Source organism: Pseudomonas sp. H3_A02 (genome assembly GCF_054671965.1).
This window is the reverse complement of the sequence record NZ_CP162807.1, coordinates 2,375,961-2,393,556: the sequence shown is the minus strand read 5'-3', so window position 1 is coordinate 2,393,556 and position 17,596 is coordinate 2,375,961. Positions and strand designations below refer to the sequence as shown.

Here is a 17,596-nt window from a genome sequence, read left to right as displayed (position 1 = left end):
CGATGGCGTCAGTTCAGGCGATACTCAAACCAGGGTCATCAAAGCCTCGCGACTGAACGGCAAGATCTCCTGCTCGCGCCCTTCACGGACTTTTTGCGCCCAGTCCGGATCCACCAGCAGCGCACGCCCCACCGCCACCAGGTCGAACTCATCGTTGTTCAAGCGCTCCAGCAGTTTTTCCAGGCTGGCCGGCTGCGCGACTTTGTCGGTGTTGACCATGAACTGCAGGAACTCGCCATCCAGGCCAACGCTGCCGACGGTGATGGTCGGCTTGCCGGTGAGCTTGCGGGTCCAACCGGCCAGGTTCAGCTCGGAGCCTTCGAATTCCGGCTCCCAGAAACGCCGTGTCGAACAGTGGAAAATATCCACGCCCGCCTCGGACAACGGCTTGAGGAATTCGCCCAAGGCTGCGGGGGTCTGCACCAGCCGCGCGGTGTAATCCTGCTGCTTCCATTGGGAGAAACGGAAAATGATCGGGAAGCCCTCGCCTACGGCCGCACGCACGGCACGGATCAATTCGATCGCAAAGCGCGAGCGGTTGGCCAGGCTGCCGCCATAACCGTCCGTGCGCTGATTGCTGCCTTCCCAGAAAAACTGGTCCACCAGGTAACCGTGGGCGCCGTGGATCTCCACCCCGTCCATGCCAATGCTCTGGGCATCTTTTGCCGCTTGGGCGAACGCGGCAATGACGTCATCAATATCCGCCTGGGTCATGCCGTGGACGACCACCTGGCCGTCCTTGAGCTTTTCGCTCGGACCATAACCCGGCACGCTGGCGTCCGGCTCGGTGCCGATGCGTCGCACACTGCCCACGTGCCACAACTGTGGAACGATCTTGCCGCCTTCGGCATGCACCGCATCGACCACCTGTTTCCAACCGGCCAGCGCGGCATCGCCGTAGAAATGCGGCACGTTCGGATAACCGTTGGAGGCCTTGTGCCCGACCGTCGTGCCCTCAGTGATGATCAAGCCGACCCCGGCCGCCGCACGGCGACGGTAGTACTCGACCACCTTGGCGTTCGGCACGCCGCCCGGCGAAAAGGAACGGGTCATCGGCGCCATCACCACCCGGGTCGGCAATTCGAACGCGCCGAGGTGGAAGGGTTTGAACAGGGCTTTTGCAGGCATGGGGCACTCCACGGAACGAAGTCACAGGTCGGATATGACGACGATAATATGGAGCCTGGGGAGTGCTGGATAGCACTATTGATTTGAATGATTAAGGATTAGAAGATCGCGACTGTCGGGATTGAGCCGAATGCCCAGCCGGGTGCAAAACCTGTGGCGAGGGGATTTATCCCCGCTGGGTTGCGAAGCAGCCCCCCAAAACCTGCTAACTCGGCGTGTCAGAAAGGCCCGGTCGCAGTTGATGGGGTTGCTGCGCAACCCAGCGGGGATAAATCCCCTCGCCACAAGGGTCCAGTGCCTGACTTCAGCTCAGCGCTTTTTCGATCGCCTGGATCACGGAAGGATCATCCGGCGCCGTGCGCGGCGAGAAACGCGCCAGCACCCGACCGTCCTTGCCGACCAGGAATTTCTCGAAGTTCCAGGTAATGTCCCCGGGAAACTCGGCCCCCTCGCCCGCTAGCAGGCGGTACAACTGATGACGATCATGACCATTCACTTCCAGCTTGCTGGACAGCGGGAACGTCACGCCATAGTTGAGGCTGCAGAACTCCTGGATTTCCTGCTCGGTCCCAGGCTCCTGCCCGGCGAACTGATTGCAGGGCAGGCCCAGCACGCTGAACCCCTTGTCCTTGTATTGCTGATAGAGACTTTCCAACGCCGCGTACTGAGGCGTCAGGCCACATTTGGAGGCGACGTTGACCACCAGCACGACTTGCCCCTTGAACGGTGCCAGATCAAGCTCCTGACCATCCAGGGCTTTCAGTTTAAGGTCGTGGAAAGCACTCATGACGAACTCCAGGGTTTGCGGATCTTTTGAAACAGACATGGGCGATGCTAACAGCAAGCGACTAAAAAGGCGCCATAGGGCGCCTTTCCAATTCACTGGTTACCTGAGCGTAGCGCAGAAATCAGTGGTGATGGCCGCCTTCGCCATGGACGTGACCATGGGCGATTTCTTCCTGGCTGGCGTCACGGATATCGACGATCTTGACTTGGAAGTTCAAGCGCTGGCCGGCCAACGGGTGGTTGCCGTCGACAGTGACGTCGTCGCCTTCCAGGTCGCGGATGGTGACGATCTGCATCTGGCCGTCGGGCGCCGAGGCGTGGAACTGCATGCCCACTTCCAGCTCATCCACACCTTCGAACATGCTGCGGCTCAAGGTGCTGACCAGTTCAGCGGAATATTCGCCATAGGCGTCTTCCGGCTCAACGGCCACTTTCAGCTCGTCACCGACGGCTTTGCCCTCCAGAGCCTTTTCCAGGCCTGGAATGATATTACCTGCGCCTTGCAGGTAGACCAGCGGAGCGCCGCCGGCAGAACTGTCGATGACCTCACCAGCGTCGTTGGTCAGGGTATAGTCAATGGAGACAGCCTTATTGGCGGCGATCAGCATGGGGCGAGACCTTTTGCATAAGAATGAAGAACGGACAAGTCTAAACAAGGATTTGCCCGAAAGCGAACGGAACCCGGACAAACGGGCCTGCTCGAACAGACCGACGGTCATCGGTTTCCATCAGGACGAGGACGGGCACTGGGTGGCCGAGCTGTCCTGTGGCCATACCCAGCACCTGCGCCACCAACCCCCGTGGCAATCCCGGGCCTGGGTACTGGACTCGGCGCAACGTATTGAAAAAATAGGCCAGCCCTTTGATTGCGGCTGGTGCGCTCAAGGCCCGGTTAGCGATAACCTTGGCGACTGAATTGTGGGTAGACGACCAGTCATAGGTCGCGCCATTCCCCCTTAGAGAATTCGCATGCAAACTTTTTTTATCGCACCCACCGATTTTGGTGTGGGTCTGACCTCCATCAGCCTCGGGCTGGTGCGTACCCTCGAACGGGCCGGGCTGAAAGTCGGCTTTTTCAAACCGATTGCCCAGCCGCATCCCGGCGACACCGGGCCGGAGCGCTCCACCGAGCTGGTGGCCCGCACCCATGGCCTCAAGCCTCCACAGCCCCTGGGTTTGGCTCATGTCGAGCGGATGCTTGGCGACGGCCAGCTCGATGAGTTGCTGGAAGAAATCATCACCCTGTACCAGCAAGCGGCCATCGGCAAGGACGTGCTGGTCGTCGAAGGCATGGTCCCGACCCGCAACGCCAGCTACGCCGCCCGGGTCAACCTGCACCTGGCCAAGAGCCTCGACGCCGAGGTCATCCTGGTGTCGGCGCCGGAGAACGAAGTACTGACTGAGCTGTCCGGGCGGGTGGAGTTGCAGGCGCAGCTCTTCGGCGGGCCGAAGGACCCGAAAGTCCTCGGGGTGATCCTGAACAAGGTCCGCACCGAGGAAAGCATGGAAGCGTTTTCCGCACGACTCAAGGAGCACTCGCCCCTGTTGCGCAGTGGCGATTTCCGCCTGCTGGGTTGCATCCCGTTTCGCCCCGAACTCAACGCCCCGCGCACCCGCGACGTGGCCGACCTGATGGGCGCCCAGGTGCTCAATGCCGGCGACTACGAAACCCGGCGCATGAGCAACATCATCATTTGCGCCCGCACCATGCGCAACACCGTGGAACTGCTCAAGCCTGGCGTGTTGGTGGTGACCCCCGGCGATCGTGACGACATCATCCTCGCCGTGAGCCTGGCGGCGATCAACGGCGTGCCACTGGCCGGCCTGCTGCTGACCAGTGACACCCTGCCCGACCCACGCATCATGGACCTGTGCCGCGGCGCCTTGCAGGCAGGATTGCCGGTGCTGTCGGTGAGCACCGGCTCCTATGACACCGCCAACCTGCTCAACGGCCTGAACAAGGAAATTCCCATCGATGACCGCGAACGTGCGGAGATCATCACCGATTTTGTCGCCAGCCACCTGGACGCCAACTGGCTGCACCAACGCTGCGGCACACCACGGGAAATGCGCCTGTCGCCGGCGGTGTTCCGCTATCAGTTGATCCAGCGCGCCCAGGCCGCCAACAAACGCATCGTGCTGCCCGAAGGCAGCGAACCGCTGACCGTCCAGGCCGCCGCCATTTGTCAGGCCCGGGGCATCGCCCGCTGCGTGTTGTTGGCAAAACCGGCCGACGTCGAAGCGGTGGCCCGCGCCCAAGGCATCGAGTTGCCGCCGGGGCTGGAGATTCTCGACCCGGATTCGATTCGCGAGCGTTATGTCGAGCCGATGGTGAGGTTGCGCAAGAGCAAAAGCCTGAACGCGCCGATGGCCGAGCAGCAATTGGAAGACACCGTGGTCATCGGCACCATGATGCTGGCCCTGGATGAAGTGGACGGACTGGTCTCCGGGGTCATTCACTCCACCGCCAACACCATCCGTCCGGCGCTGCAACTGATCAAGACCGCGCCGGGTTGCTCCTTGGTGTCCTCGGTGTTTTTCATGCTGTTTCCCGAAGAAGTGCTGGTCTACGGCGACTGCGTGATGAACCCACACCCCAGCGCCGCGGAACTGGCGGAAATCGCCTTGCAAAGCGCCGACTCGGCCGCGGCGTTCGGCATTACGCCGCGGGTGGCGATGCTCAGCTATTCCAGCGGTGAGTCGGCCAGTGGCGAAGAGGTGGAAAAAGTCCGCGAAGCCACCCTGCTGGCCCACGAGGCCCAGCATGGCCTGCTGATCGACGGTCCGCTGCAATACGACGCCGCCGCCAACGAAACCGTGGCGCGACAATTGGCACCCAACAGTCAGGTGGCCGGCCGGGCGACGGTGTTCATCTTCCCGGACCTCAACACCGGCAACACCACCCACAAGGCCGTGCAGCGCAGCGCCGACTGCGTCAGCCTCGGGCCGATGCTGCAAGGCTTGCGCAAACCAGTGAATGACTTGCCCCGCGGCGCCCAGGTCGACGACATCGTGTACACCATCGCCCTGACCGCGATCCAAGCCGCCAACCGACCTTTGGATATTTAAATGCTGGACTTCCTGCCTGCCCCCTTGCGCGGCGTCATTGCCTCGCTGCTGTTGGCGCTGAACACCATCGCCTGCTGCACACCGCTGTTCATCGTGGCAATTTTCAAGCTGTTGCTGCCCTTCCCCACCGCCCAGCGCTTCACCAACTGGTTGATGAGCCACATCCATGAAGCCTGGATCAGCAACAACAAGGCCTGGATGAACCTGCTGCGTCGTACCCGCTGGCACCTCAGCGGCCTGGAGGGCCTGGATTACCAGCATTCATACCTGATCACCAGCAACCACCAGAGCTGGGTCGACATCATGGTGCTGCAGTACGTGCTGAACCGACGCATCCGGCCGTTGAAGTTCTTTCTCAAGCAGGAACTGATCTGGGTGCCGGTGATCGGCCTGGCCTGGTGGGCCCTGGGCTTCCCGTTCATGAAACGCTACTCCAAGGCTTATCTGGAAAAACACCCGGAAAAGAAAGGCAAGGACCTGGAAACCACCCGCAAGACCTGCGCGAAGTTTCGCGACAACCCCGTGGGCATTTTCAACTTCGTCGAAGGCACGCGCTTCACTGAAGGCAAGCATGCCCAGCAGCAGTCACCGTTTCGCTACCTGCTCAAGCCCAAGGCCGGCGGCATCGCCTTCGTGCTCGATGCCATGGGCGAACAACTGGAATCGATCATCAACGTGACCATCCATTACCCGGGCGGCCGACCGGGGTATTGGGATTTGCTCTGCGGCAACGTTGGGGAAGTGGTGGTGCATTTCCAGGAGCTGAAGATCCCACCGCAGTTCATCGGCAAGAACTATGACCAGGACGGTGTGTATCGCCTGGAGTTCCAGGGCTGGATCAACCAGTTGTGGCAGGACAAGGATGCGTTGTTGGAACAGATGCATCGGGAGTATCCCTGCAAGTCTTGAGGCGCCTGTACTGGCCTCATCGCGAGCAAGCTCGCTCCCACAGTCGATTTGTGGTGTTCACACATACCCTGTGGGAGCGAGCTTGCTCGCGATGGCGTCCCTCCAGACAACGAAAAAGCCCGCGGATGATCACTCATCCGCGGGCTTTTTTATTTACAGCGGCGGTCCTTAGATCGCCCCACGCTTGCGCAGCAGATCCAGCACCTGCTTGACGCTCTCTTCCAGTGTCAGCGCCTGGGTGTCGATCACCAGGTCGGCATCCAGCGGCACGTCATACGGGAAGGATTCGCCTGGGATGTTGTCGCCGGCGGCGGCATACAGCCCTTGCGGATCACGCTGGGCACACACCGTTGGCGAGGCCTGGACGTAGACCGTGAGCAGGCGCTCTCGTCCGATCAGGTCTTTGGCCTGCTCACGCCCTTCGGCACTCGGCGCAACGAACGCGGCGAGGGTCAGCAGGCCGGCTTCGTTGAACTGACGAGCGACATGGGCCGCACGGCGCCAGTTCTCGGTCCGCCCGGCGCGATCCTGCGGCAGGCCCTTGTTCAGGTCATGACGCAGGTTCTGGCCATCGAGGACAAAGACCGCACGTCCCGAGTCGAACAACTTGCGCTCGACCGCATAGGCCAGCGTGCTCTTGCCCGCGCCCGACAGGCCACTGAACAAGACCGTGGCCGGCTGCTGGCCGAAGCGCTGGGCGCGTTCTTCCACCGACACATGGGCCAGTTTGCCGTGGTGCGTGCTGCTGCCGTGGGTCAGCGGCTGGGCGACGATCATGCCGGCACCGACCGTACCGTTGGTCAGGCGATCGATGACGATGAACGCGCCGGTGGTGCGGTTGCTCTCGTAACCGTCCAGGGCGATTGGCGCATCCAGGGCGATCTTCACCTTGCCGATTTCGTTGAGCTGCAACGCGCTGGCCGGGCCTTCTTCAAGGGTGTTCACATCGACCTTGTTGACGATGCTGGCAATCGAGCCCGGCACATAGCTGGTGGCGCGCTTGATGTCGTATTTCTTGCCCGGCAGCATCGGCTCTTCGGCCATCCACACCAGCATCGCTTCGAAGCTGTCGGTGACCGGCGGGACGTTGTCGGCATGCACCAACAGGTCGCCACGGGAGATGTCGATCTCGTCTTCCATGGTCAGCGTCACCGCTTGACCAGGGCCTGCGTGTTCCAGCTCGCCTTCGAAGGTGACGATGGATTTCACGCGGCTGCTCTTGCCCGACGGCAGCACCACCACTTCGTCGCCCTTGTGCACGATGCCGCTGGCGAGGGTGCCGGCAAAACCGCGGAAGTTCAGGTTCGGACGGTTGACGTACTGCACCGGGAAACGCAGGTCGGTGAAGTTGCGGTCGCCCGCCACTTCCACGGTCTCGAGGATTTCCATCAGCGACTGGCCGGTGTACCACGGCGAACGCTCGGACTTGTTCACCACGTTGTCGCCCTTGAGGGCGGACATCGGCACGAAGTGCATGCTGGTGGGCTTCATCTTCAAGCCTTCGGCGAACTTCAGGTAGTCGGCCTTGATCGACTCGAACACGCCCTGGTCGAAGTCCTTGAGGTCCATCTTGTTGATGGCCACGACGATGTGTTTGATGCCCAGCAACGAGGCGATGAAGCTGTGGCGACGGGTCTGGGTCTGCACGCCGTAGCGGGCGTCCACCAGGATGATCGCCAGGTCACAGGTGGACGCACCGGTGGCCATGTTGCGGGTGTACTGCTCATGGCCCGGGGTATCGGCGATGATGAATTTGCGCTTGGCGGTGGAGAAATAGCGGTACGCGACATCGATGGTGATGCCCTGCTCGCGCTCGGCCTGCAGGCCGTCGACCAGCAACGCCAGGTCGATATCGTCACCGGTGGTGCCGACTTTCTTCGAATCGCGGGTGATGGCTTCCAGGTGATCTTCGTAGATCATCTTGGAGTCGTGCAGCAGGCGCCCGATCAGGGTGCTCTTGCCGTCGTCGACGTTACCGCAGGTCAAAAAGCGCAGCAGCTCTTTACGCTCGTGCTGGCCCAGGTAGGCGAGGATGTCCTCGCTGATCAAATCAGATTGATGCGACATGACAGCCCCTTAGAAATAACCTTGACGTTTTTTATCTTCCATCGAGCCTGCGCCATCGTGGTCGATGACCCGGCCCTGGCGCTCGGAAGTTCGCGTCAGGAGCATTTCCTGGATGATGTCCGTCAGGCTTTCGGCCTCGGACTCCACCGCGCCCGTCAACGGGTAGCAGCCAAGGGTACGGAAACGCACTTTCTTCTTGACGATACGGGCTTTGTCTTCGTCGGACAGGTGCTCGAGGATGCGCTCGTCGTCGATCATGATCAGCGTGCCGTTCTTCTCGATCACTTCACGCTCGGCGGCGAAGTACAGCGGCACGATCGGGATGCCTTCGAGGTAGATGTACTGCCAGATGTCCAGCTCGGTCCAGTTCGACAACGGGAATACCCGGATCGACTCGCCCTTGTTGACCTTGCCGTTGTAGACGTTCCACAACTCCGGACGCTGGTTCTTCGGGTCCCAGCGGTGCTTGCTGTCACGGAACGAGTACACACGCTCCTTGGCGCGGGATTTCTCTTCATCGCGACGGGCACCGCCGAACGCGGCGTCGAAACCATACTTGTCCAAGGCCTGCTTGAGGCCTTCGGTCTTCATGATGTCGGTGTGCTTGGCACTGCCGTGGGTGAACGGGTTGATGCCCTGCGCCACGCCGTCCGGGTTCACATGAGTGATCAGGTCCAGGCCCAGTTCCTCGACCATGCGGTCGCGGAACTTGTACATTTCCTGGAATTTCCAGCGGGTGTCGACGTGCATCACCGGAAACGGCAGCTTGCCGGGGAAGAACGCCTTGCGTGCCAGGTGCAGCATCACGGCGGAGTCTTTACCGATGGAGTACAGCATCACCGGGTTATCGAACTCGGCGGCCACCTCGCGGATGATGTGGATGCTTTCCGCCTCCAGCTGTTTCAGATGCGTCAGTTTGTCGACCATGGCTACTCACGAAAACTTTCTTATGAACGGCCAGCGGGCCGTGTTCGAGCGGGGAATCCTAGCACAGCGACCTCTTCTAATCAGGGCGCCAACTAGATCGAAACAGCATATGGATATGCCTGGTGGTTCGGGCGTTGCGGTAAGTTCTGGGGGAGCCAGTGAACTCTGTGGGAGCAAAGCTTGCTCGCGATAGCGGCGTTGCATGTGCCGACGTCATCGCGAGCAAGCTTTGCTCCCACAGGCCCGCTTCCACATTTGGTTCAGCGTTAGTCAGATGGGGTTCGGGCAATCGATGAAGATGTGCTCCAGGGCAAAGCGTCGCGCCAGGTACTCACCCAACGCCTGCACGCCGTAGCGCTCAGTCGCATGATGCCCGGCGGCGATGAAGCTGATGCCGTTTTCCCGCGCGCTGTGGAATGTCTGCTCCGACGCCTCGCCGCTGAGGTACAGGTCGACACCGGCCAGTACCGCCTGATCGATATACCCCTGGCCGCCGCCGGTGCACCAGCCGACCCGGCGGATCATCTGCTCGCCTTCGATCAGCAAGGGCTCGCGGCCCAGGGCTTCCTGGACCTTGCGCGCGAAGTCCCGCGCCGTCATCGGTTCGGACAGGGAGCCGACCAGGCCGACAACCTTGGGGTTATCCGGGTCCAACGGCCCCTCGACGGTGATGTCCAACTGGCGAGCCAGTTGCACGTTGTTGCCCACCTCGGGGTGCAGGTCCAAGGGCAAGTGGTAAGCCAGCAGGCTGATGTCATGCTTGAGCAACGTCTTGAGGCGACGCTGCTTCATGCCGGTGATGCAAGGGTTCTCGCCCTTCCAGAAATAACCGTGATGCACCAGCACCAGGTCGGCCTCGGCCTCGACAGCCGCATCGAGCAGTGCCTGGCTGGCGGTGACGCCGCTGACGATGCGCATCACCTGGGGCGCGCCTTCGACCTGCAGGCCATTGGGGCAATAATCGGCAATCCGACTGCTGGCCAGGTAACGGTCCGCTTCTTCAACCAGGGTGTTCAGGGCTACGGCCATGAAAAGACTCCTAAATATCCCGTTCAGAGGCGCGCGCGGCCTCGTATAATGCGCGACATTATGGGCGGTCTCATACCGCCTGCAACCTTTGTAGGACGTGCTTAATGCTCAAGGCGCTGCGTTTTTCCGGCTGGCCGCTGTTGGCCGGCGTGCTTGTCGCTCTGCTGATTATCCAGCGCTACCCGGAATGGGTCGGCCTGCCGAGCCTCGACGTCAACCTGCAGCAGGCGCCACAAACCAAGGCGGTGCAACAGGGGCCGGTGTCCTATGCCGACGCCGTGACCACCGCCGCGCCGGCGGTGGTGAACCTGTACACCACCAAGGTCATCAACAAACCCAGCCATCCGCTGTTCGAAGACCCGCAATTCCGGCGCTTCTTCGGCGACAACTCGCCCAAGCAGAAGCGCATGGAATCAAGCCTGGGATCGGGTGTGATCATGAGCCCGGAAGGCTACATTCTGACCAACAACCACGTCACCAGCGGTGCCGACCAGATCGTGGTGGCCCTCAAGGATGGCCGTGAAACCCTGGCCCGGGTGATCGGCAGCGACCCGGAAACCGATCTCGCAGTGCTGAAGATCGACCTCAAGAACCTGCCGGCCATCACCATCGGCCGCTCCGACAGCATCCGCATCGGCGACGTCGCCCTGGCCATCGGCAACCCGTTCGGCGTTGGCCAGACCGTGACCATGGGCATCATCAGCGCCACCGGGCGCAATCAATTAGGCCTGAACAACTACGAGGATTTCATCCAGACCGACGCCGCGATCAACCCCGGCAACTCCGGCGGCGCACTGGTGGATGCCAACGGCAACCTCACCGGGATCAACACGGCGATCTTCTCCAAGTCCGGCGGCAGCCAGGGCATCGGTTTCGCCATTCCGGTGAAGCTGGCGATGGAAGTGATGAAGTCGATCATCGAACACGGCCAGGTGATCCGTGGCTGGCTGGGGATTGAAGTCCAGCCGCTGACCCAGGAACTGGCGGAATCCTTCGGTTTGTCCGGGCGGCCCGGCATCGTGGTGGCGGGGATCTTCCGCGACGGTCCGGCGCAGAAGGCCGGTCTGCAACTGGGCGATGTGATCCTGAGCATCGATGGCGAACCGGCCGGCGATGGCCGCCGCTCGATGAACCAGGTGGCGCGGATCAAGCCCACCGACAAAGTGACGATCCAGGTCATGCGCAACGGCAAGGAGCTCAAGCTCACCGCTGAAATTGGCCTGCGCCCACCGCCGGCGCCGGTGGTGCTCAAAGAAGAGCAGTAAACCGCGCAACGCTTCCTGAAGTGGCCAAACAAATCCCTATGGCGAGGGGATAAATCCCCTCGCCACAAAAAAATCCTACCCGCCCCTCCAGAGTGATCCCCCTGACAATCCATCCGTATTTCCCTCGAAAATACAGATAGCATGAATTCTCATTAGTAGTGTTATATTATTTCAATACTAAAAATTGGAACAACATAACATGTCATCCCTAAAACGGATTTCCGTTGCCAGTCTCGCCCTGGGCCTGCTCGGCGATCCCGCCTACGCCGAAGAAATCCAGCCCCTGGAACTGGACGCCATCAGCGTCACATCCGAGTACGAATCGCCCACTGGCCCCGTGACGGGCTATCGTGCCACCCGCTCTGCCAGTGCAACCAAAACCGACACGGCCCTGCGCGACATCCCGCAATCGATCAGTGTAATTCCCGCCAGCGTACTCAAGGACCTGGGCAGCACCAGCGTCGAGCGGGCATTGGAATATGCCGGCGGCGTGTCGAAGCAGAACAACTTCGGTGGCCTGACGCTTTACGAGTACAGCGTGCGCGGCTTTACGACGTCGGAGTTCTACAAGGACGGCTTCAGCGCCAATCGCGGTTATCCGAGCACGCCGGACGCGGCGAACATCGAACGCATCGAGGTGCTCAAGGGCCCGGCCGCCAGCCTGTATGGCCGGGGCGATCCCGGCGGTACGGTGAACATTGTCACCAAGAAACCCCAGCCTGAAGCCTTCACCACCCTGCAGACCAGCGCCGGCAGTTGGGACCGCTACCGCACCGCATTGGACGTCAACACGCCCCTGGACGCCGAAGGCCAGTTGCTGTCGCGGGTCAACCTGGCGGTCGAGGACAACCACAGCTTTCGCGATCACGTCGACAGCAAGCGCGTCTTCGTCGCGCCTTCCATCAGCTGGCAATTGAACCCCGACACGCGGTTGCTGGTGGAAAGCGAAATCGTGCGCCACAGCTCGACGTTCGACCGTGGCATCGTCGCCCCGAACAATCGCTGGAGCGGCGTTTCCCGCTCGACCTTTTTGGGCGAACCCAACGACGGCGACATCGACAATCACAACAACATGCTCCAGGCCGCCCTCGAACATCAGCTCAACGACACTTGGCAGTTGCGCTTGGCCAGCCACTACAAGCAGGGGGAACTCTGGGGTTTTGCCTCCGAAGCGCGTCCGCTGAACCCCGACGGCCACACGGTGAACCGCCGCTATCGCGAGCGCGACAACAATTGGCATGACAGCATCACCCAACTGGAATTGCGCGGCTTGTTCGACCTCGGCCCGTGGCAGCACGAACTGCTGATCGGCAGCGAATACGAGGACTACCGCAAGAACGAGCGCGTGACCACCATCGGTGGCAGCACCTACCCCATCGACATCTATCAGCCGATCTACGGCCAGCCGAAACCCAATGGTGCTCGGACCGGCACCGACTTCTTCGAACATGTGCAAAGCCGCGCGCTGAACCTGCAGGACCAGATCGTTTTCACCGACAAGCTGCGGGGCATGCTTGGCGTGCGTTATGAGCATTTCGAGCAGAGCATCGACGATCACACCCGCAGTAAAACCAGCCGCCAGCGCCACGACACCCTGACGCAGCGGGCCGGCCTGCTGTATCAACTGACCCCCGAAGTCGGCCTGTTCGCCAACGCTTCCACCTCGTTCAAGCCCAACAATGGCCTGGATGCCAGCGGCAAGACGTTCGATCCCGAGGAAGGGGTCGGCTATGAAGTGGGGATCAAGAGCGAGTTGTTCGACGACCGCCTGAGCACCACCCTGGCGGCATTCCATATAGAGAAGGAAAACGTCCTGAGCCCGGTCGCCGGGACCGACTTCAGCCGCGCCATCGGCAAGGCCCGCAGCCAGGGCATCGACCTCCAGGTGACGGGGCAGGTGACCGACGCCGTGCGGGTGATCGGCGCCTATGCCTACATCGATGCCGAAGTGACCCAGGGTGACCGGGACAATCCCACCGGCAGCCGGATCCTCGGCGTTGCCAAACACAGCGGCAGCCTGCTGGGGGTCTACGAATTCCAGGATGGGCACCTGCGCGGTTCGGATGTCGGCGCGGCGTTCACGTACGTCGGCGATCGTTCGGGCGAAGCCGGCAAGGATTTCGAATTGCCGGCCTACCACACCGTGGATCTGCTGGCCCACTACAAGGCCAGCGATGACGTCACCGTGGGCCTGAACCTGAACAACGTCTTCGACGAAAAATACTACGAGCGCGCCTACAGCAACTACTGGGTCACCCCCGGCGATCCGCGCAACTTCACCATCAGTCTTACCCTCGCTCTGTAAAAGGAAAATCGCAATGAAACACCCCAAGACCTTCGTCCTGCTCGGCCTGCTCCTGGCCACACAAGCCTCGGCCCATGGCCTGTGGACCGAGCAGCGCCGCGGCAACATCGAAGTGATCTACGGCCACGGCGCCGAAGACAATGCCTTCAAAGCGCAGAAAATCAGCGGTGCCTGGGCCTATGACTTGGGCGGCAAGATGATTCCGGTCACCGTAGAGCGCCTACCGGACCACGCCCGTCTGCAACCGCTCAAGCCCCCGGCCGTGCTGGCGGTGGCGCTGGACAATGGCATGTGGTCCCAGACGGCGGACAAGAAATGGATCAACGAAGGCCGCAGCAAAGTGCCCGGGGCGATCGAGTCGACCCAAACGTTCAAGTACAGCCTGGCGATCTATGAGCCGGGGGCGAAACTGCCGGCGCTTGCACCGATCAAGTTCGTGATCCTGCCGGAAGTCGACCCGCTGACCGTAGGTCCGGGCCAGTCATTGCCGGTGCGGGTGCTGCTGGACGGCAAACCGGCGGCCGGTGTGAAACTGGTGGGCGACTACCGCAGCGCGCCGGACACCGTCTCGGCGGAAACCGACGCAGAAGGCCGGGCCAAGGTGCTGGTGCGCAACGAGGGCTTGAATGTGATTGCGGCGCAGATGGAAATCGCGCTCAAGGACAACAAGGACGTGGCCACCCGCGGCGTATTCACCTCGCTGACCTTCCTGGGCGAACCGCACCACGAGTAACCCCAGAACCTAATGTGGGAGCGAGGTTGACTGACACGGCGCCATCGCGAGCAAGCTCGCTCCCACAGGGAATAGCGGTGAACACATTTTTTGTAGACACCGGCAGCCTATTGTGGGAGCGGGCTTGCTCGCGAAAGCGGTGGGTCAGCTTGCACGAATGTTGGATGTCACGCCCCTTTCGCGAGCAAGCCCGCTCCCACAGGGGATGGCGGGTGTACGGAAGATTTGAATACACCTGCCGCCCATTGTGGGAGCGAGCTTGCTCGCGATGAGGCCAGCACAATCGCCGCAAGACTCAAGCCGGCGTCAGGCACTCCGGCCCATTGAGCTTCGGATCATTGACCATATTGGCCAATACCCGCTCGCGCAGCGGCGCTGGCTCGCTTGCCAGCAGCCCTTGCAAGGCATGCAACGGTGTCTCGGGGTCGAGCCAAAGGCGCTGGCCTTCTTCGTCCAGGATCAACGGCCGGCGTTGACCCGCCGCAGGCTGGGTGATGACCGCCGTGCTCAGCCACACCTGTTCCTGTACCGGGTACGCCTCCCAGATCGCGGCGAAAAACAACGACGAGCCCTCCCCCGGCGTCAGCCAGTACGGACGCTTGCGCGTGCCTCCGCGCCATTCATAAAAGCCGTTGGCCGGCAGCAGGCAGCGGCGCAGGCGCAAGGCCTCGCGGAACATCGGTTGCTCGGCCACGGTTTCGGCCCGGGCATGGGCCGGGGTGCGGGACAGGTCGGTCAGCCACGGCGGCGTCAGGCCCCAGCGCGCCCGAGCCAGTTCACGCTGGCCCTCGGCGCCAGCCCGCAGCATCAGCACCGAGTCGTTGGGCGAAATATTCCACTGCGCCTTCTGATCGGCGGGAAAGCCGGGCAGGGCCGCGAAGGCGGGGTTCCAGCGAAACAGGGCATAACGTCCACACATGGGGTAACACGACTCTTGATCAACAAACGACCGCCAGCCTAACAGACCAGCGTGCCGGGGTAGCTGTCCGGTTCATCGCCGGGCAGCGGCAGTGCGGCATTGTACGCGGCGATCAACTCCCGGGCGTATTGCGCCTGCTCGTCTTCCACCGCCAGCCCCAGCAGGCCCTGCATGGGCAACTCCCCCGCGCCGCCCAGCAGATCGCGCCCCACCAGATGCGCCGTGATGCCTTCGCTGGCAAGCATGCCCTGCAATAATTCACCTTCCATCAGGTTTTCCAGCTCGTAGATTCGCTGCATGGGCGCCCCATCATTCGTTTTCGCTGAAGACTTCCAGATGCCATTCCTCGCCATGGACCTGCAACACAAAGGTGATCGGCCGACAGCACACCTGACAGTCCTCGATGTAGGTCTGGTCGCCGCCGGACAAATCCACGGATGTCTCAACTTCCTCCCCGCAATAGGGACAATCATAACGAGCGTTTTCCAGCATCGCGGTCTCCCAGGTGACTTGTGCGTATAATCGCCGGTCTATTTGCAGGGCTATTTTCGTCTGGCTTATCTTCCAGGCCGTGCCCCGTCGTTTTTTCGATCCGAACCTTTACTTACCCTAGCCGTTTCCAACAAGAGAGCATGATGGGCGAATTCGATGCCATCCGACCTTACGACGACAGCGAAGTCCCAGCGGTGCTGGCACGGCTGCTCGGCGACAAGGCGTTTCTAGATATCCTCACCCACTTCCGCTTCCCACGCCTGGCCGGCGCCTTCGGCTGGATGCTCAAACCCCTTATAGCGCAAAGATTGCGCCGTGAGTTCGCCGGTGTGAGGTCGGTCGCCACTTTGCAGGACAAGGTGGAGTTTTACGTCGACCACACCATCGAGCGCGCCACCGATGGCGTGACCTACACCGGGGTGGAGCAATTCAAGTCCGGCAGCGCGTACCTGTTCATCGCCAACCACCGCGATATCGTGATGGACCCGGCCTTCGTCAACTACGCCGTGTACCACGCCGGCCTGCCGACGCCACGCATCGCCATTGGCGACAACCTGCTGCAAAAGCCCTTTGTCAGCGACCTGATGCGCCTGAACAAGAGTTTCATCGTGCACCGCTCCATCACCGGGCGGCGGGAAAAAATGGCGGCGTACCAGTTGCTGTCGGCGTACATCAACCACTCGATCCGCAACGACTGCGCCTCGATCTGGATCGCCCAGGCCGAAGGTCGGGCCAAGGACGGTGACGACCGGACCGAATCGGCGATCCTCAAGATGTTCCACATGAGCCGCAAGGACGAGCCGTTCGGCGAGGTGATCCAGTCGCTGAACCTCACGCCGGTGTCGATCAGCTATGAATACGACCCCTGCGACCAGGCCAAGGCCCGCGAGTTGTACATCCGCGCCACCACCGGCACCTACACCAAGGCCCCGGGCGAGGACGACGTGAGCATCGCCAAGGGCATCACCGGCTATAAGGGCCGGGTCCACGTGAACTTCGCCGCGCCCATCACCGAGCTGTTCGAGGATACCAAGCAATTGGCCCTGGAAATGGACCGGCAGATTCTCGGCGGCTACCGCCTGTTCCCGGTGCATTACCTGGCTTACGCCCAATGGGCCGACGCCGACCCGCAGTTGCAGGTGCCAACGGCGGCCGAGGTGTTTGAAGCCGATGAACTGGCCAAGGCCCAGGAAGAATGGCAGCGCCGGCTGGACGCTTGCCCGCCGGAACACCGGCCGTTCCTGGTGCTGCAATATGCGACGCCGGTGCGTAATCAGTATCGGGTCAAGGCGGGGTTGGCGCTTTAAGCGATAGGTCTGCGGACACCGGTTCCCTGTGGCGAGGGAGCTTGCTGTGGCGAGGGGATTTATCCCCGCTGGGCTGCGCAGCAGACCCAAACCCTGACAGCTCGGTGAGTCAGGTCGATCACATCAAACCGATCAGGGCTGCTACGCAGCCCAACGGGGATAAATCCCCTCGCCACAGGTCACCATGTCCCAGATCAAAACGGCTACTTCGTCAGAACTGCGTACTGATCCACGACACCAGCAACGCCAGCGCCAGGCAGCCAAAGCCGAACCGGTAGAAAAATCGGTTCATGCGCTGGGTGGCCAGGTCCAGCAGTGCTTCGAAACGTTCCTCGCCCTTGCCATTGCGTGCTTGCAGGCAGGCCCGCGCCCGTTGTTCACGGCGGCGCGTCGCATGTAGCACCCAGCCGCCGGGGCAGGCAAACAGCAGCGCGAGCAGGTTGATCAGTTTGGCGGGGTGGGCGGCGAACAACGAAAACAGATGCGACGACATCACGAACCTCAAGCGAAAAACGGACAGGACAGACACGCCCGTGACCTATGAACAGGGCGCGGATTCTACCGAAAGCCTGACGCCCTGCGCCGTTTTTTCCGACCAGTAACGACCCCGCCGCCGCACTGTAATGCTGTTCACTTAAGGCTTGTGTGAGTCATTGTGAC

General features: G+C 61.6%; 17 protein-coding genes. 7 read left to right on the top strand and 10 right to left on the bottom strand.

The features are described from left to right. Positions 1–24: 24 nt before the first annotated feature. The 3 genes from AB4N80_RS10500 to AB4N80_RS10490 all read right to left on the bottom strand — a co-directional run bounded on the left by AB4N80_RS10500 (position 25) and on the right by AB4N80_RS10490 (position 2,522). Positions 25–1,128, bottom strand: a complete 1,104-nt coding sequence (locus tag AB4N80_RS10500) for an NADH:flavin oxidoreductase (protein ID WP_305468430.1) — start codon at positions 1,126–1,128, stop codon at positions 25–27. Positions 1,129–1,432: 304 nt separating this feature from the next. Next, positions 1,433–1,915 (bottom strand): glutathione peroxidase, encoded by a 483-nt coding sequence (locus AB4N80_RS10495; protein WP_305482165.1) that lies wholly within the window; start codon positions 1,913–1,915, stop codon positions 1,433–1,435. A gap of 121 nt (positions 1,916–2,036) precedes the next feature. After that, positions 2,037–2,522 (bottom strand): FKBP-type peptidyl-prolyl cis-trans isomerase, encoded by a 486-nt coding sequence (locus AB4N80_RS10490; RefSeq protein ID WP_018612607.1) that lies wholly within the window; start codon positions 2,520–2,522, stop codon positions 2,037–2,039. Between AB4N80_RS10490 and AB4N80_RS10485 the strand changes: the two genes are divergently transcribed. Genes AB4N80_RS10485 through AB4N80_RS10475 form a run of 3 tightly spaced genes read left to right on the top strand, consistent with a single transcriptional unit; the run spans position 2,491 to position 5,892 of the window. Continuing rightward, the gene (locus AB4N80_RS10485; RefSeq protein ID WP_122567095.1) at positions 2,491–2,829 is read left to right on the top strand and encodes a DUF3565 domain-containing protein; all 339 of its coding nucleotides are present in this window, start codon (positions 2,491–2,493) and stop codon (positions 2,827–2,829) included. The two genes, AB4N80_RS10490 and AB4N80_RS10485, sit on opposite strands and share 32 nt — an antisense overlap. Positions 2,830–2,883: 54 nt before the next feature. Then, complete coding sequence (gene pta / locus AB4N80_RS10480; protein ID WP_305468435.1) at positions 2,884–4,983, top strand: phosphate acetyltransferase; 2,100 nt, start codon at positions 2,884–2,886, stop codon at positions 4,981–4,983. Beyond that, entirely contained in the window at positions 4,984–5,892 is a 909-nt protein-coding gene (locus tag AB4N80_RS10475) for an acyltransferase (RefSeq protein WP_460081870.1), read from the top strand. It begins immediately after the preceding gene. 168 nt (positions 5,893–6,060) lie between these two features. Here AB4N80_RS10475 and cysN read toward each other — a convergent pair whose 3' ends face one another. From cysN to AB4N80_RS10460, 3 genes are all read right to left on the bottom strand, one after another. After that, complete coding sequence (gene cysN / locus AB4N80_RS10470) at positions 6,061–7,959, bottom strand: sulfate adenylyltransferase subunit CysN (RefSeq protein ID WP_092172079.1); 1,899 nt, start codon at positions 7,957–7,959, stop codon at positions 6,061–6,063. 9 nt (positions 7,960–7,968) lie between these two features. Further along, a complete protein-coding gene (cysD, locus tag AB4N80_RS10465) occupies positions 7,969–8,886 on the bottom strand; it encodes a sulfate adenylyltransferase subunit CysD (RefSeq protein WP_003178041.1) in 918 nt (305 codons plus the stop codon). Positions 8,887–9,156: 270 nt separating this feature from the next. Beyond that, entirely contained in the window at positions 9,157–9,915 is a 759-nt protein-coding gene (locus AB4N80_RS10460; protein ID WP_460081866.1) for a Nif3-like dinuclear metal center hexameric protein, read from the bottom strand. A gap of 104 nt (positions 9,916–10,019) precedes the next feature. Here AB4N80_RS10460 and algW point away from each other — a divergent pair, with 104 nt between their 5' ends. The 3 genes from algW to AB4N80_RS10445 all read left to right on the top strand — a co-directional run bounded on the left by algW (position 10,020) and on the right by AB4N80_RS10445 (position 14,218). Then, positions 10,020–11,180, top strand: a complete 1,161-nt coding sequence (gene algW, locus AB4N80_RS10455; RefSeq protein ID WP_072344423.1) for a Do family serine endopeptidase AlgW — start codon at positions 10,020–10,022, stop codon at positions 11,178–11,180. Positions 11,181–11,379: 199 nt separating this feature from the next. Next, positions 11,380–13,485, top strand: coding sequence for a TonB-dependent siderophore receptor (locus tag AB4N80_RS10450; RefSeq protein WP_122567087.1), 2,106 nt, complete (start codon positions 11,380–11,382; stop codon positions 13,483–13,485). A gap of 13 nt (positions 13,486–13,498) precedes the next feature. Continuing rightward, positions 13,499–14,218, top strand: coding sequence for a DUF4198 domain-containing protein (locus tag AB4N80_RS10445; protein WP_305468441.1), 720 nt, complete (start codon positions 13,499–13,501; stop codon positions 14,216–14,218). Between the two features lie 295 nt (positions 14,219–14,513). Here AB4N80_RS10445 and AB4N80_RS10440 read toward each other — a convergent pair whose 3' ends face one another. The 3 genes from AB4N80_RS10440 to AB4N80_RS10430 are packed head-to-tail and all read right to left on the bottom strand — an operon-like array spanning position 14,514 to position 15,629. Continuing rightward, entirely contained in the window at positions 14,514–15,137 is a 624-nt protein-coding gene (locus AB4N80_RS10440; RefSeq protein WP_207964445.1) for an SOS response-associated peptidase, read from the bottom strand. Positions 15,138–15,175: 38 nt separating this feature from the next. Then, entirely contained in the window at positions 15,176–15,436 is a 261-nt protein-coding gene (locus tag AB4N80_RS10435) for a putative signal transducing protein (protein ID WP_092202539.1), read from the bottom strand. 10 nt (positions 15,437–15,446) lie between these two features. Continuing rightward, positions 15,447–15,629: a CPXCG motif-containing cysteine-rich protein gene (locus tag AB4N80_RS10430; protein WP_122567091.1), complete on the bottom strand. Its 183-nt coding sequence runs from the start codon at positions 15,627–15,629 to the stop codon at positions 15,447–15,449. Positions 15,630–15,769: 140 nt separating this feature from the next. Here AB4N80_RS10430 and AB4N80_RS10425 point away from each other — a divergent pair, with 140 nt between their 5' ends. Then, positions 15,770–16,936: a 1-acyl-sn-glycerol-3-phosphate acyltransferase gene (locus AB4N80_RS10425; RefSeq protein ID WP_460081857.1), complete on the top strand. Its 1,167-nt coding sequence runs from the start codon at positions 15,770–15,772 to the stop codon at positions 16,934–16,936. Between the two features lie 211 nt (positions 16,937–17,147). Here AB4N80_RS10425 and AB4N80_RS10420 read toward each other — a convergent pair whose 3' ends face one another. Further along, positions 17,148–17,429 (bottom strand): hypothetical protein, encoded by a 282-nt coding sequence (locus tag AB4N80_RS10420; RefSeq protein ID WP_122567093.1) that lies wholly within the window; start codon positions 17,427–17,429, stop codon positions 17,148–17,150. Between the last annotated feature and the right edge of the window lie 167 nt (positions 17,430–17,596).